Origin of the sequence: Streptomyces glaucescens (genome assembly GCF_002154375.1) — a bacterium.
GTDB classification, from domain to species: Bacteria; Actinomycetota; Actinomycetes; order Streptomycetales; family Streptomycetaceae; genus Streptomyces; species Streptomyces glaucescens.
Map to the genome: position 1 here is coordinate 1 of NZ_MUND01000186.1, position 15,541 is coordinate 15,541.

At 70.1% G+C, this 15,541-nt stretch carries 12 protein-coding genes; 3 read left to right on the plus strand and 9 right to left on the minus strand.

Annotated elements, in window-relative coordinates; translation table 11 throughout:
• Positions 1-793 precede the first annotated feature (793 nt).
• Together CCN42_RS13735 and CCN42_RS13740 are read right to left on the minus strand one after the other, a co-directional pair.
• Positions 794-2,596 (minus strand): rhamnogalacturonan lyase, encoded by a 1,803-nt coding sequence (locus CCN42_RS13735; protein WP_245877271.1) that lies wholly within the window; start codon positions 2,594-2,596, stop codon positions 794-796.
• Between the two features lie 649 nt (positions 2,597-3,245).
• On the minus strand, positions 3,246-4,415 hold the full coding sequence (locus tag CCN42_RS13740) for an alpha/beta hydrolase family protein (protein WP_086735772.1): 1,170 nt from the start codon (positions 4,413-4,415) through the stop codon (positions 3,246-3,248).
• A 99-nt stretch (positions 4,416-4,514) separates the two neighbouring features.
• On the opposite strand from CCN42_RS13740, the gene CCN42_RS13745 reads away from it, so the two are divergent.
• Both CCN42_RS13745 and CCN42_RS13750 read left to right on the plus strand, forming a co-directional pair.
• Positions 4,515-5,168, plus strand: coding sequence for a GNAT family N-acetyltransferase (locus tag CCN42_RS13745; protein ID WP_086735774.1), 654 nt, complete (start codon positions 4,515-4,517; stop codon positions 5,166-5,168).
• On the plus strand, positions 5,168-6,112 hold the full coding sequence (locus tag CCN42_RS13750) for a PaaX family transcriptional regulator C-terminal domain-containing protein (RefSeq protein WP_086735775.1): 945 nt from the start codon (positions 5,168-5,170) through the stop codon (positions 6,110-6,112). The genes CCN42_RS13745 and CCN42_RS13750 overlap by 1 nt, the downstream gene beginning before the upstream one ends.
• 344 nt (positions 6,113-6,456) lie before the next feature.
• Here the strand turns inward: CCN42_RS13750 and CCN42_RS13755 are convergent, their stop codons facing one another.
• From CCN42_RS13755 to CCN42_RS13785, 7 genes are all read right to left on the minus strand, one after another.
• Positions 6,457-6,729 (minus strand): hypothetical protein, encoded by a 273-nt coding sequence (locus tag CCN42_RS13755; protein ID WP_086735777.1) that lies wholly within the window; start codon positions 6,727-6,729, stop codon positions 6,457-6,459.
• Positions 6,730-6,760: 31 nt separating this feature from the next.
• On the minus strand, positions 6,761-7,327 hold the full coding sequence (locus CCN42_RS13760; RefSeq protein ID WP_086735779.1) for a DUF5994 family protein: 567 nt from the start codon (positions 7,325-7,327) through the stop codon (positions 6,761-6,763).
• A 362-nt stretch (positions 7,328-7,689) separates the two neighbouring features.
• Complete coding sequence (locus CCN42_RS13765; RefSeq protein ID WP_086735781.1) at positions 7,690-8,613, minus strand: carbohydrate ABC transporter permease; 924 nt, start codon at positions 8,611-8,613, stop codon at positions 7,690-7,692.
• Positions 8,614-8,615: 2 nt separating this feature from the next.
• A complete protein-coding gene (locus CCN42_RS13770) occupies positions 8,616-9,509 on the minus strand; it encodes a carbohydrate ABC transporter permease (protein WP_245877270.1) in 894 nt (297 codons plus the stop codon).
• A gap of 178 nt (positions 9,510-9,687) precedes the next feature.
• On the minus strand, positions 9,688-11,004 hold the full coding sequence (locus CCN42_RS13775) for an ABC transporter substrate-binding protein (protein ID WP_086735785.1): 1,317 nt from the start codon (positions 11,002-11,004) through the stop codon (positions 9,688-9,690).
• A 46-nt stretch (positions 11,005-11,050) separates the two neighbouring features.
• The gene (locus tag CCN42_RS13780; protein ID WP_086735787.1) at positions 11,051-12,790 is read right to left on the minus strand and encodes an alpha-glucosidase; all 1,740 of its coding nucleotides are present in this window, start codon (positions 12,788-12,790) and stop codon (positions 11,051-11,053) included.
• A 53-nt stretch (positions 12,791-12,843) separates the two neighbouring features.
• Positions 12,844-14,025, minus strand: a complete 1,182-nt coding sequence (locus tag CCN42_RS13785; protein WP_086735789.1) for an ROK family transcriptional regulator — start codon at positions 14,023-14,025, stop codon at positions 12,844-12,846.
• Between the two features lie 776 nt (positions 14,026-14,801).
• Here CCN42_RS13785 and CCN42_RS13790 point away from each other — a divergent pair.
• Positions 14,802-15,541: hypothetical protein (locus tag CCN42_RS13790; protein ID WP_211294700.1), on the plus strand; the 740-nt coding region annotated here is incomplete at its 3' end.

The following is a 15,541-nucleotide window of genomic DNA, read 5'->3' on the forward strand; positions in this document are numbered from 1 at the left end:
GGGGTCGCGCAGGGCGGCGAGTAACTGATCCAGCAGTTCAGGGGGGAAGCGGGTTCCGCGATGGTCGATATCGGTTCCGGGTGACAACGCCGCGAGGTAAGCGGTGCGGTCGGCCTCGCTCAGGTGGGCCAAGCAGGCTGCGTGGTCACCGACGCGGATGCCGATGCAACCGACCGGATCGGCTGACGTGGCACCCTGGCCGCAGTGTGGCCACAGCGGCGGGCCGGGCGGGGGGCTGTATGGCGGCAGGGCGCCGGATGGCGGTTCGGGCGGGGAGTACGGCCACTCCGGCGGAGGGCCGAGCAGCCGCAACGCGAGCGGAACCCCTGGCGGTTCGGGCGCATCAGACGTCATGCCCCTTCGGACGTACCGGTACCGTCGGGGAGTTGCAGTCCCGTCCGCAGCACGAGAGATGCTTGAAACTTCGGTGCGCTACTGACGGACGCACTGAAATGACTTTTGAGCTACTAAAACCTCCGCCGCCACCTACCTCGCGACCATCGACGGCGTCATGCTGCCCAAGGGTGCGACCATTACGCAGTTGGCTGCGTGGATGGGGCACACCGATCCGGCGTTCACGCTGCCGAAGTCAGACAGCCGCGGCCGGGCGGCTGTCGGGCGGTTCAGGTCCGGACAGCCCGCCGAGACCGACGAGGCTTCCAGGGAGCGCTTTCGAAGTGGATCTCCCCAGATTCCCCCCAGCGTTCAGAAACGCAAGAACGGCGGTCGGCTGCGGTGTGCAGCCGACCGCCGTCTCCATGGGTGCGGAGAGGCGTATCCCCTGCTCAGAGGGTCAGGGTGTGTAGACGGTGGGGCGCGGTGCCGTGGGCATGCCGCTCCCGATGAAGAAGCTGGGGTGCGGCGGCTGGTTGTAGGCGGTGTTCTGCCAGGCGAGGGCGGTGCGGTACTGGGTGTCGTGGAGCAGGGTGGTGATCCTGGTACCGGTCTGATGGGGCGACGCGTAGATGCGCAGGGCGCGGTTGTCGCCGGTCCGCCAGACGACCTCCTCACGCCAGTCGCCGAGGATGTCCCCGGACAGTGCGGGCGTGGACTTGGTGCCGTTGTTGGAGGACACGCCGGAGCCGGTGAGCAGGCGGGTGTCGCCGGAGGTGCCGTACTTGTCGATGCGGGTGCCGTCGAGGAGTTCCCGGACCGTGTCGCCGTCCCACCACGAGAGGAAGTTCACGCTCGACGGCTCCCGGCCGAGGGAGGCGCCGGTCGCGGAGCGCAGCGTGGTGTCGGCTGCCGACCACGCCTCGGCTCCCGCGCTGCCGGCGTACACGTCGGCGGCGACGCCCCGGCCGTTGTCGGAGCCCGAGGCGGTCTGCCACAGGATCTGCCCGGTGCGCGCGTCGGCCATCCAGGAACCCGGCTTGCCGGCGTCTTCCGAGACCTTGAAGTACTCCAGGCCCGCACGCGAGGGGTTGAGGTCGCCGACGTGGCCCGCGTCGCCGTGTCCCAGCCTGGTGGTCCACAGTCCCGCGCCGTTGTCGTCGACGGTCATCGCGCCGTAGACGATCTCGTCCCTGCCGTCGCCGTCCACGTCCGCGACCGACAGACTGTGGTTGCCCTGGCCGTCATAGCCCTTGCCCGCGTTGGTGGAGGAGTTGGTGTCGAAGGTCCAGCGGCGGGTGAACTGGCCGCCCCGCCAGTCCCAGGCGGCGATGACCGTGCGGGTGTAGTAGCCGCGCGCCATGATCAGGGAGGGTCGGGCACCGTCCAGGTAGGCGGTGCCGGCGAGGAAGCGGTCGACGCGGTTGCCGTAGGAGTCGCCCCAGGACGAGACGGTGCCGCGGGCGGGGACGTAGTCGACGGTGCCCATGGCCTTGCCGGTCTGGCCGTTGAACATGGTCAGGTACTCGGGACCGGTCAGGACGTATCCGCTGGAGTTGCGGTGGTCGGCCGACGAGCTGCCGATCACGGCGCCGGTGCCGTCCCGGGTGCCGTCGGCGGTCTTCATGGCGACCTCGGCCTTGCCGTCGCCGTCGTAGTCGTACACCTGGAACTGCGTGTAGTGCGCGCCGGAGCGGATGTTGCGTCCCAGGTCGATACGCCACAGCCGGGTGCCGTCGAGCTTGATGCCGTCGACGACCGTGTTGCCGGTGTAGCCGGACTGGGAGTTGTCCTTGGCGTTGGTCGGCTGCCATTTCAGGACGAGGTCGAGTCTGCCGTCGCCGTCGAGGTCGCCGACGGAGGCGTCGTTCGCCTCGTAGGTGTACGCCACGCCGTCCGGGGTCGTCCCGCCGGACGGCGGGGATATCGGCACGTCGAGGTACCCGGACCGGAACTGCAGCGCCTGCTCGGAGGCGGGCTGCTCGGTGCCGTTCACCACCGCCCGCACCGTGTACTGCGCCGAGTCCGCGGCGCCGGAGTCGAAGTAGTTGGTCGCGCCGGTCAGCGGTGCGGAGTTGAGCCTGGTGGCGCCCCGGTAGACGTTGAACGCCACGTCGTTCGGGTCGGTGGCCAGCCACCGCCAGGACACCAGGTTCCCGCTGCTGGTGTGGACGCTGGTCAGTCCCCGGTCGAGGCGTTCGACCTGCTTGGCGGTCGCGGCGTTCGCGGTGTGCGGCAGTCCGACGAGCGTGGAGACGGCCAGCGCCGCGGCGGCCGTGACACCGCCGATCAGCCGGCCTCTCGCTTTCCGGGTGCATGGCGTGGTGCGGGGGTGTGCGTCGGTCACGATGACCTCCGGTGCGTGGGGGTTGAGCGACCGCGGTGCCTCTGGGGAGGGGTGCGGGTGCCGGGCGCTCAGGTGAGTGTGGGAACGCTCCCACGGCGTGGAGGGTAGGAGGCGGCTGATACGCCGTCAAGGATCGTGTCGGAATTTGATGTTCAGCGATGTTCGGATCCGTTGCTTCGGCGGGAGCGGCCGCAGGCTCCGCAGTGCTTCCATGTGGCTCCGGTACCAGGCGGGGACGTCGACCGTTTCGGGGGCGTCGAACTCGCTCCCGAGCCCCAGTTCCAGCCCCCAGAGCCCCAGAACGCCCTTGCCCACGATGCGCGTCGAACTGAAGGGTGTCGGCCGAAAGCCCAGGCCCCCGGCGGGGCCCCGCCGACAGCGGCCGGCCCACCACGGCCGGCGGCTGCGTGACGGGCGAGGGCTCGGGGTTGCCGGAGGCGCGGCAGAGCGCCTCGATGAGTCCCCGCGGGTCCCGGTGTCGGTGAGCTTGCGGCGCGGCGTGAGGGATACGTGCCCGAGCCCCGATCCCGGACGGGCGGGCGGACGGGCGTGGTTCCGGTGCCGGTCATGAGGCCCCCTTGCAGGTGCCCGGTCGCACAGTCCCCTTTCCGGCACCCGGCCGATCGGCCCCTGTGCCGGTGTCCGGCCGCGCGGCCCCGTCGCCCGTGTCCGGCCGCTGGGCTTCCTCGCCGATGTCCAGCCGCTGGACGAACCACGCCTGGTCGGCGAGGAATCGCCCGGTGTACAGCTTTCTGGGCGCGACGATCGCGGTCAGGGCCAGACGCCACCGCGAACGCTCCAGGTCGTGGTCCACCAGTGAGTGGGCGGCGGCGGGATAGTGCGCGACCGTCAGGGACCGCTCGGGCAGGGTCTCGCGGTAGACGGCCTCGGTCTCGGCGACGTCCACGTTGATGTCGTGGCCGGCGAGCACCAGCAGGACCGGTGTGCCGCGCATGGCGCACAGATCGGCGGTCGCGTCCGACCGGTAGTTCTCGGCGATGAACGACCAGCGCGCCGGTGTCATGCCGTCCACGTCCCCGACCGCGGCGCGGTACTCCGCGAAGGACGCACCCCGCTCGAGCAGATCCAAGGTGGTCTGCCTGCGGCGCAGCGCCGCCTGTCGCTCCTGGCCGGTCGCGCCGTCCAGGCGCAGTTCGGCGAGGAGGTTGTAGCGGCCCTGCCGCAGCCAGTTGACGGCCGGGGAGACGGCGATGACGAACTGCAGGCGCCGGTCGCGCGCGGCGACCTTGGGCAGGACCCAGCCGGCCTGGCTGGCTCCCCACAGGCCGATGCGGCGGCCGTCGATGTCCGGGCGGCCGCGGGCCCAGGCCACGGCGGCCAGGGTCTCGTCCGCACGGTCCGCCATGCTCTGGTCGAGCCAGTCGCCTTCCGAGCCGCCGGTACCCGGCTTGTCGAACGACAGCGAGGCGTAGCCGGCGCGGGCGAAGGATTCCCACAGCGGCCGGTAGAACGTCTCGTGCGTGGCGTCGACCGGGCCGTCGCCGTGGACGAAGACGACCAGGCCGAACGGCCCGCCACCGGTCTCAGGCCGGGCCAGCACCCCCTTGAGCACCTTGCCGTCGTGCCGCAGCGACACCGTCTCCTCGCGCAGTGCGTAGGTGTTCTGCCACACAACCACTCCCGTGATCCCGGCGGCCGCCAGCAGCACTCCCACCAGCGTCCACACCACCCACCGCCATCCGCGCCTCCCGGGCGTACGCCGCTTCGTCCTCATGCCCACCCCTTCAATTGATCGCTTCTAAAACGATCGTTGCTAGAACGAGCGTATTACACTCGCTCGGAGAAGAGGATCAGTCAGGCGGAAGGAAGCAGTGTGAACAGCACAGAGGGCCAGGCCCGTGCGGCGGAGCACGCCGGGCCGGTGGTACGCAGGGGCATCCCCCAGGGCTGTGAGGAGCAGGTGGCGGCGCTGTACTGGGAGGCGTTCGGCCGCAAGCTCGCCCCGGCACTCGGTCCGCCCGACAAGGGGCGGTCGTTCATCGCTGCCCACCTGCAGCACGACCGTGGTGTCACGGCGCTGGCCGGCGGCCGGGTGGTCGCCGTGGCCGGCTACCGTCTCGGTGGCCGCGCGCTGACCGGCGGCGGCGTGCAGGACGTGCTGTCCGCCTACGGCCACTTCCGCGGCCTGCCGAGGCTGGCGGTCCTCGCCCTGTTCGAGCGGACGCCGACGGCGGGCGAACTGGTGATGGACGGCATCGCCGTCGACTCGGCGCACCGCGGCGCCGGTATCGGCAGCATGCTGCTTCGGGAGATCGCGGCCATCGCGGCCGAGACCGGCTGCCACCGCGTCCGCCTGGACGTCATCGACGTCAACCCGCGCGCCCGGGCGCTGTACGAGCGGCACGGCTTCACCGCCGTGCGCACCGAGCACACTCCCTTCCTGCGGCGTCTGATGGGCTTCGGCGCCGTGACGACCATGCACCGCCCGGTCACCGCGGCGGACGTCACCGGAGCCCGGGAGGCATGATGACATCCGGTACCACCAGCCGCGCCGAAGACCGGGACGACAGGCCGAGCGTCCCCACCCGGCTGCTCGTGCACGCCCTGGTCCGCGAGGACGGCACCGTCGACGCCGGCGAGCTGTACACCGTCGCAGGTGTCCTCGGCATGACCGACCAGCAGGTCAGGTTGTGCGTCAAACGCCTGGTCACCGAGGGACGGTTCACCCAGGAGGGGCGCGGCCGCAAAGCGATCCTGCGCGCCGTCGCCGACGTCACCGGATCACTGGCGCCCGACGCCGCCTACGTCCGCCACGCCTACCGGCAGGACGCCGGACTCGCGCCCTGGGACGGCACCTGGCACCTGTTCGCCTTCGCCATCCCCGAATCGCGCCGCACCGCCCGGGACGCCCTGCGCGAGCACCTCCTCCACCTCGGTGCCGCCTCCGTCCAGAGCGGCCTGTACGTCACCGCGAACCACGTCACCGGACGCGTCGAGGCCCAGGCGCGTCACCTCGGCGTTCTGGACGCGCTCAGCTGCCTGTCCACCACCGACCTGCGCATCGGAGGTGTCACCGACCCGCGCGCCCTGGCCACCGCGCTGTGGCCGCTGCGGCAGATCGCCGAGCGCCACGAACGACTCGCCGCCTTCGCCGAATCCCGCCTCACCCTGCTCACCGAGGGACCGGAGCCGTCGGACGCCGAGTGCCTCACCACGGCCGTGGAACTGGCCGCTCACTTCACCGCGGCGATGGACCCCGATCCGCTCCTGCCTCCGGAACTCCTGCCCGCGCCCTGGCCGGGAAGCCGCGCCCGCCGCCTGGCAGCCGCGTGCTGGAGGACCCTTGCCGAGACCCGCGCGCCCCGCGGCACCCCCGCCCCGCGCCTGTTCACGCTCTACGCCGAAGCGCTGCGCTCGGCGGACGAAAGCAGGGGAGACCTCGTCGGCCGGGCGACCGCCCATCCTCTGTGAGCGACCGCTTCTGAGCCGATTCCGAACAGCCGGGTCCGTTTCCGCGGACGCGCCCATCCGCAGGCTACGGGCCGAGTGCCTCCCGCCATGGCCCCAGCCGACGGCAGCGCCGGTGCCGAGCCCCGCCCCGACTCGTCGGTACCTCCGATGCCGGTACCGCTGCGGTCGGGGCGGCCGTGCGTCCGCCGGCCACCGCCGTCGAGGAGGGCCGGGACCTGCCCTCGAAGGCGGGCGGAACGTCGTCCCCAAAACCCCCGGTCACCGAAGCCGGGGGCGCCCGGGCGCGGAGCGGAGCAGGTGTCGTGGGCCGTCCGTACGGCGGAGACCGGCGGAACCGGTCGGGCTCACGCCTGGCTCCTGCGGGTGCGGCGGCGAGGACGCATCCGCCCGGGCCCGTCCTCGCGGTGTTCCCGGCTCCCGTCGGCACCTCTCGCTCCGGCCGCCCGACCGCGGGTCTTCCGCCCGCTGGGTGGCGCCGGGCCCCGGACGACGGAGCCGAAGGGACCGTAGTGGAAGGCGCCACCGCGGTCGCCGTGCTGCGCGTTGAGCCGGTGGATGAGGAACGCGCCCAGAGCGATCATCGCCAGCAACGCGATCACCACCGCGATGATGTCCATGGTCCTCACACCCTCTGCGACTGGCACGCCGTCATACGGCGTCGGCCGCTCGGCTCCGGGAAGGCGTGGCCGAGGCGCCGGCCGCGTGCCCTCCCTCGGAGTCCCAGACGGCTTCCACGGTTCGGTCGGTCTCGGCGACGCTCCGCAGACGAGCCGCCTCGGTGGTGAGCTCGCTCCCGGTGGCGGTGCGCCGCGGGTCGCTCGCGGCGGCCATCAGCCACGCGGCCGAGGCGGCAGGTGTCCGCGACGGCACCACCAGCAGGTTCCAGCGGCCCACGTGGTAGGAGAGCAGCAGCACCTCGTGCGGGTCCTGCTCGGCCCTGAACCAGCCGACCTTCACGACGTGCCCCGCCACGGGCACCTTGCGCGGCACGACCGGCCACTGGGTGGGATGCACGGTGACCCGGGTGATCCGTCCCCACAGCGGGTCGAGCACGGCCATCAGGGCGGGCAGTTCGGCCGCGAGATCGGGCGAACGCGGCCACCAGGCGCCGTCCAGCAGGGCGGGAGCGGAACCGGCGGGTGTCAGGGAGAGGCGCGGAGGGGGCGCGGAGGGCGGCCCTTCGGATGCCGTCGGGCGCGAAACGGTCGCAGTCATGACGCGGACCCTGCCCCGGGCCGATCAGGACCGGCCCGGTGTATTCGATCGCCGGGAACGACACAGGCACAGATACCAGTGTGCGAAGAGTCCTCGGTAGCACCCAGAGTACTCCTCGCGCCCTCGATGCGGGGCCGTGTCAGCGCAGAGGCCGCCGGCGGGCGTGTCGCGGCCGGCGCACCGGAGGCACGGCTCCTGAGCCGAAGGACGGGGCAACGCGTGCGAGCCGGCGTTCACCGGCCGCGCCGGGCCGGTACGGCATGTCGTAGTTCGTCATCGCGGTCACCGGTGAGGGTCGTACCCCGGATCCGGCTGCGGGGCGACTGGGTGCCGGATCCGGGGTGGCTGGTCGCCGTGCCGGTCTACTTCACGGCGCCGGCGGTGAGGCCGCGGGTGAGTGAGCGCTGGAAGACGAGGAAGAAGACGATCATCGGTATGACGCCGAGGAGCGCGGCGGCGCTCATGGCGGTGGGGTCGCTGGTGTACTGGCCCTGCATGACGGACAGTCCGAGGGGGACGGTCTGCTGGTCGTTGGAGATCAGCAGGACGAGTGGGTAGAGGAACTCGTTCCAGCTCCAGACGAAGAAGAACACGCACATCACCGACAGGGTGGGCCAGCTCATCGGCAGCACGATGCGCCACAGGATGGTCCAGCGGCCGGCGCCGTCGAGGGAGGCGGCCTCGATCAGTTCGCGGGGGAAGGTGCTGAAGACGGAGGAGAGCAGATAGGTGCCGAAGGCGCTGTAGGTGATGCCCACCAGGATGGTGTAGCCGAGCTTGCCGTCGTAGAGGCCCAGCTCCTTGAACAGGTAATAGATGGGGTAGACCAGTCCCTCTTGCGGCAGGACGTTGACGCCGAGGAAGAACACCAGGAACGCGGTGCGCCAGCGGATACGGCCGATCCCGATGGCGTAGGCGTTGAAGAGGGCCAGGACGACGGCGATGACGACGACGCCGAGGCTGATCTGGATGCTGTTGACCAGCTTCTGGGTGAAGTCGACGCGTTCCCAGACGTCTCCGAGGATGCTCCAGTTCCACTGCTCGGGCCAGGACAGGGAGCCGTTGGCACGGTAGTCGGCGCTGGTCTTGAAGGAGTTGACCAGGATGATCAGGAAAGGTGCGAGGAAGGCGAGGACGAAGACGGTGACGGCGGCGACGACCGTGTAGGAGCCTGCTCCGCGTCTGCCGGGCGCTTGCTTCGTCCAGTCCCGCCTGGGGAAGGTTCGGCCGGGAGTCTCCGTCTTGCGGACGCGGGACGTGGCGGGGGCGGTGGTGTCGGTCTTCATGGTCATCCGTCCTCGCGGGCCTGGCGGGTGAGCATGGTTCCGGCGATGACCAGCACGAGGAGGGTGATGGTGCTGGAGATCGCGGAGCCGTAGCCGACGTCGGCGCGTTCGAAGAAGTTCTGGTAGGCGAAGTAGGCGGGGACGAGGGTCGAGTTGCCGGGGCCGCCGCCGGTGAGGACGAAGATCTGCGCGAAGACCTTGAGGCCGGCGATGGTGGTGGTGACCAGGACGACGTAGACCTCGGGCCGCAGGATGGGGACGGTGATGCGGGTGAAGCGCTGCCACCAGGACGCGCCGTCGAGTGAGGCCGCTTCGTACAGTTCGGGGTCGATGCGTTGCAGGCCGGACAGGAACAGCACGAGCGGGTAGCCGAGCTGCATCCAGACCAGGACGCCGAGGACGACCCACAGGGCGAGGCCGGGGTCGCCGAGCCAGTTCTGGACGAGCGAGGAGAGCCCGATGGTGTCGAGGATGCTGTTGACGGCGCCTTCGGGGGCGAGGATCCATCCCCACATCAGGCCGGTGACGGCGACGGGGATGACCTGGGGCAGGTAGAGGCCGGAGCGGAAGACGCTGACGATGCCGTCGCCGTGCTTCTTGCCGATGTAGTCGAAGAGCAGGGCGGCCAGGAACAGGCCCAGGACGGTGGGCACGATGGCGATGCCGACGATGACGAAGGCGATGTTGCGGAAGGAAGCCCAGAAGTCGGCGTCCTGGAAGAGGCGGGTGTAGTTGTCCAGGCCGGTGAAGACGGGGGTGCCGATGCCCTGCCAGGCGGTGAGGCTGTAGTAGAAGGTCATCACCAGCGGGACGACGAGGAAGAGCAGGCTGAGCAGCAGGCCCGGTGCGAGGAAGACGGCGTAGCCCGTGGACCGCCGGTGACGTGTGGTTTTCACGGTTGCTCCTAGGTGGGCGGGACGGCGTCCCGGCAAGCCGGGGCGCCGTCCCCTGAACGACGCGGCACCCGGGGGACGTCCGGGTCCGCTGCGAGCAGCGGACCGTCCCCTTGCGATGCGGAGGTCGCAGCCGGATGGGTCTCGCGGCCGCGGTGGTGCCAGGGGGGCGTCTCGCCCCCTAGGACCGGCCGGCCACGTACTTGTCGTAGGGGGCCGCGAGTTCGTCGAGGACGGTGTCGGGCTTGGCGCCGTTCATCAGGTTCTGGGTGGCGGCCAGCCATGTGTCGTAGTAGCCGGTGACGGGCCAGTCGGGGTAGAAGGCGAGTCCGTTGTTGGACTGGTAGGTGTCGAAGGCGGTGATCAGTTCCTTGGCCCTGGGGTTGGTGATCGTGTCCGCCTGGGCGGCGATGGGGACGTTTCCTTGCTCACCGATCAGCTTCTGGATCTTGTCCGACATGGTGATGTCGATGAAGTCCTCGGCGAGCTTCTTGTTCTTCGCCTTGGTGGGGATGACCCAGTGGTTGCCACCGGAGCCGAGAGTCTTCTCGCTGCCCGGGAACGGGGCGGTGGACCACGAGAAGTTCTCGATGTCGGTGGTCAGGCTCCCGAACCACCAGTTGCCGCCGACCATGATCGGCCGCTTCTGCGAGACGAACTGCTCGGTCATGTCGTTGCCCTTGAGACCGACGTCCTTCTTGTCGAAATAGCCCTTGTCGAGCCATTCCTCGTACTTGTTGACGGCGAAGGTCATCTCCGGGCCGTGGAAGTCCACCTTGCCCATGTAGAGCTGGTAGTCGTCGACCCAGGTGTCGTTCGCCTTGGACAGGGCGAGCAGGTAGAGCCAGTGGCCGGCGGGGTGGTCGTTGCCGGCGTTGGCGAGCGGGGTGATGCCGGCGGCCTTGAACTCGGCCAGCGCGGCCTCGAAGCTCTTGAAGTCGGTGGGCTTGGTGACGTTGTGCTTCTTGAAGAGGTCGTCGTTGTAGTAGGTGAGGACGAACTCGCCGTAGTTGGGTATGCCGTACCACTTGTCGCCGCCCATCTCGCCCTTGTCGTCGTAGCGGGCGGTGACGGATGCGCTCTCGCTCATCCTCTTGTCCCAGCCGCGTTCCTCCACGACGGGGGTGAGGTCGGTGAGCAGGCCCTGCTTGGCGAGCAGGCCCGTGGTGGCGTTGCCCTTGTTGTACTCCATGACGTCGGGCGCCTTGTCGGAGTTCAGGATCATGCCCGCGTTCTGCTGGATCTGCTCGAACGTCTTGCGCTCGAAGACGACCTTGACGTCCGGGTGGGTCCTCTTGAACTCGGCGATGGCGGCGTCCCACGCCTTGCTCAGGGCGCCGTCCTGCTGCTCGTAGTGCCACAGGCGCAAGGTCTTGCCGTCACCCTCGGCGGTGTCGGATCCGCCGCAGGCGGTCAGGGGCGCCAGCAGGGCCAGGGCGGAGGCCGCGAGCAGGAGGGATCTTCTGCGCGGGACGGTGCGGATACGCGGGTTGTTCATGGCTGGTTCCTCGGTGTGCGTCGTTGCGACAAGGGCGGAGCGGTGTTCAGGTGGTGGTGCGGCGGCGGTGGACGCGGGCTTCCCACGGACGCAGGGTGCAGGTGCTCGTGAGAGGTGAGGTGGCCGGAAGGTTGGCGATGAGCGTGTCGCTGTCTTCCCAGCCGTCGGGCAGGTCGACGGTGAGGTCGGCCGCCCCGAAGTTGGCGAGCACCAGCAGTTCGGTGCCGGATGCGGCGTCGTGCCGGGTGAAGGCGTAGAGCTGCTCGTGGTCGGGGTGCAGCATGTGGAAGTCGCCGTGGGTGACGGCGGGCTCGGTGTGACGCAGCTCGATCAGGCGCCGGTAGTAGTGGAAGACGGAGTCGGGATCGGCGAGCTGGGCCTTCGCGTTGACGTCGACGTGGTCGGGATTGACGGCGATCCAGGGTGTGCCGGCGGTGAAGCCGGCGTGCTGGGTGGCGTCCCACTGCATCGGGGTGCGGGCGTTGTCGCGGCTGCGGTGGCGCAACCCCTCGAGGATCTGCGCCTCGTCGGTGCCGAGGGCGATCTGGTCGCGGTGGTGGTTGAGGGACTCGATGTCGCGGAAGTCGCCGATGGAGGCGAACGGGGCATTGGCCATCGCGAGCTCTTCGCCCTGGTAGACGTACGGCGTGCCGCGGTGCAGGTGCAGCACGGTGGCCAGCAGCTTGGCCGACCGGTCGCGGTAGGCCGGGCTGTCGTCGCCGAAGCGGGAGACCACACGGGGCTGGTCGTGATTGTTCCAGTACAGGCTGTTCCAGCCGGTCTCGCCCAGGCCGGTCTGCCAGCGGCCGAGGCTGGCCTTGAGGTCCGTCAGCCTCAGGGGCCGGACGTCGAACTTGCCGCCGGGGCCCTGGTCGAGACCGACGTGCTCGAACTGGAAGACCATGTCGAGCTCGCGCCGGGCGGGGTCGGTGAAGAGCTTGGCCTCCTCCACCGTCACGCCGGGCATCTCGCCGACGGTGAGCAGCCGGCGGGGGTGGGCGGCGAAGACCTCACGGTGCATCTCGGCGATGTACTCGTGGATGCGGGGCCCGCACACGTAGTACGGGTGGCCGAAGCCGTAGCGGGCGCCCTCGGGCACGATCCCGTCGGGCAGTGCGGGGTCCTTGGAGATCAGGTTGATGACGTCCATGCGGAAGCCGTCCACGCCCCGGTCGAGCCACCAGCGCATCATGGCGTACACGGCCTGCCGGACCTCGGGGTTGTCCCAGTTCAGGTCGGGCTGCTTGCGGGAGAAGGTGTGCAGGTAGTACTCGCCGGACGCTTCGTCGAAGGTCCACGCCGGGCCCGAGAACCACGACTCCCAGTTGTTCGGTTCCGCTCCCGCCGTTCCGGGCTCCATGCCTTCGCGGGGCGGACGCCAGATGTACCAGTCGCGCTTGTCGCCGCCCGGGCCGCCGTCACGGGACGTGGTGAACCAGGGGTGCTCGTCGCTGGTGTGGTTGACGACCAGGTCCATGACCAGCTTCATGCCGCGCTCGTGTACGCCGGCCAGCATCCGGTCGAAGTCGGCGAGCGTGCCGAACAGCGGGTCGATGTCCTGGTAGTCGCTGATGTCGTAGCCGTTGTCGTCGTGCGGCGAGGGATACACCGGGGAGAGCCACAGCACGTCGACACCGAGCTGCGACAGGTAGTCGAGTCGCTCGATGATGCCCTGGAGGTCTCCGATGCCGTCCGCGTCGGAGTCGGCGAAGCTGCGGGGATAGATCTGGTAGACCACCGCGTCGCTCCACCAGGAGTCGGCGGGACCGGCCACGTTTTCGGGCACGTCAAAACCTCGTCGTGTGTCTCGGGTACTGGGTGTCGTGGAGCTGAGCCGTGTCAGGACAGAGCCGCGCCGACCGCGTCCTGGATCATGAGGCAGGCGGCGCCCCGGGCCCACAGGTCGTGGTGGACGGGGTCGACGCGGATGTCGCAGTCGTGGGCGGCGGTGGAGAAGGCGTGGGCCTGCAGCGCCTGGGACATGGCGGGCCCGAACAGGTCGTGGGCCACCGCGCCCTCACCGGCGATGATGACCTTCTGCAGGTTCAGCAGGTTGCACATGCCCGCCAGGCCCCTGCCCAGGGCGGTTCCGGCCTCGGAGAAGGCGGAGCGGGCGACGGTCTGTGCCGCGCCGCTGCCCGAGCGGGCCAGCTCCATCGCCTCGGTGATGCCCGCGCAGGACACTCCGGCGTCCTGGAGGTGGCGCAGGACGGCGCGGTCGCCGGCGAGGGCTTCCAGGCAGCCGCGGCGGCCGCAGCTGCACATGGGGCCCACCGGGTCCAGGGGCAGGTGGCCGAGTTCTCCGGCCAGGCCGGTGGCGCCGGAGAACAGCGCGCCGTCGAGGAGCAGTCCGCAGCCGATGCCCGGACCGACGGTGACGACGGCGAAGGAGTCGACGTCACGGCCCTGGCCGAACCAGCGCTCGGCCACCACGAGCGTGTTGACGTCGTTGTTCACGACGACCGGCAGCCCGGTCGACGAGCGCAGCGGGCCCGCCACGTCGACCTTGTTCCAGTCCAGCAGGGCGGAGTAGCGGCACACTCCGGCCTGGGAGTCGACGTGACCGCTGACCCCCACTCCCAGTCCGAGCACCCTGTCCGCCGCTTCGGGCGCCTCCGCCAGAAGCCGCCGGGTCAGGTCGGCGACGGCGGACAGGGCGGTTTCGGGGGTGCAGTCGTCGATCGGCTCCTCAGCGCGTGCCAGGACGCCCGCGGCCATGTCGGTCACCACCGCGGACACCTGGGCCGGGCCGATCTTGGCGCCGACCACGATGTGCTTGTCCGGGTTGACCTGGAGCATCTTCTGCGGCCGGCCCCGCCCCTGGGGGGCGGTGTCGAGCTCGCGGAGGTAGTCGTGCTCCAGCAGCGGCGGAAGCATGCGCGTCACGCTGGAGGGCACCAGTCCGAGCCGCTGGGCGAGCTGGGTGCGCGAGATGGGCCCCGCGGTGAGGACAGTCGCGAAGATCTCCGCGCGGGTCTGCTCACCGACAAGCTCCGAGAAGCGGATCTTGGACGGGGTCATCACACATGCCTCCGAAGCAGTGAACGGTCGGGAGAGGTCGGTGGATCCGGCGACGAACCGCTGGCCGGACTGGAGAGCCGGCCCGTCGCAGGGTGGCCGGTGAAGCGCCTGCGCCGATCGTCATGACGGCCTCCCGGATCTCGGTGACCGCTTCGACGGCTGCGGCCGACTGCGTATGACAGGAGTCTGTCCCCCTCTATTTCGTGCGTCAAGAAAGAAAAATGCGCGTTACGCAACCGTGATCCCAGCCACCTGGTGTGACCGATCGGGGCTTTAGTCCCCTTCATCCCACACCTCGGGCGCCGTAGAACCGCAGCCCCGAACAGATCTTGTTCATTTCATTGACACGGCGAAGAAATGACGCGACGTTATCTCGCGACCGCAGAACGGCAAGCGGCCGCCGGGCGGCTGGGCGCGCACCGCGCACACGGCCGGCCCGCCCTCTCGGCCTGTCCGTCCCGCATCCGGGGGCATCCCAGGCCCGGGGGATTCCGCAGACGCATACCGTCCCGGTCCCCGGATGACCCGGATGCCCCTCACGTATCCAGCACGGTTCGAAGGGAGCCCTGTTCGCGACAGGTCGCGCGGCTCGCTCAGGCAGCCAGCGGCTTGGTCACCTGTGGCCGATCCGGCTTCAGCACCGCAAGGCGCCGGACGGCGTACTCCTGCCTTGTCCCACCTGCCTTCAGTGCCGCGCCCGCCCGGGCGGGCGCGATGTGCGGCAGGTCCGGCGCCCACGGGCGCCGCTTCCCCAGCAACGGAATGAGGACTTCGTCATGCCCGCAGCAAGACTGAGCCGACTGGCGGCGCTCGCCGCCGGCCTGGCTCTCGCCCTGGCCGGCGCCGTCGTGCCCGCCGGTACGGCGAGCGCGCGACCGCTCCCCGCCCAGGCGGCGCCCGCGGCCGAGGCCGCGGCCGTCACCACCGCCGACAGCGCACAGCTCAAGACGTGGTGGCACGACAACCACGAGTACAACACCACCAGCCCCGTCGCGAACGACAAGGTGCGCCGCTCGTCCTTCTACGACGTGCAGGTCGCCACGGCCGCGGCCCCCGCGGCGCGGTTCGACTCGTTCGCGTACATGAGCATCCCGCGCAGTGGCAAGGGCAAGATCGGCTACACCAAGGAGGACGGTGCCGAGTTCTCCTCGTCGGCCGGTCTGACGATGAGCTGGTCGTCGTTCCAGTACGCCACCGACGTATGGGTGGACGTCTCGCTGAAGACGGGGCAGACCATCTCGTCGGCCGACCAGGTGAAGATCAAGCCCAGCAGCCTGAACTTCGCCAAGGAACTCGTCGACGGTGACACCGTCCGCGTCAAGGTTCCCTACAGCTCGGCCGGCTACCGGTTCTCCGTCGAGTTCGACCCGCAGCTGTACACGGCGTACAACGACATGTCCGGCCCCGCGAACGACGCGGGCAAGCTGACCACGCAGGGCGGGGGCGGCCACCGGGCCGTCCACACCGAGCCCCGCAACTCCATGATGATCTTCGCGGAGCCTGCGCCGGCCGGCGC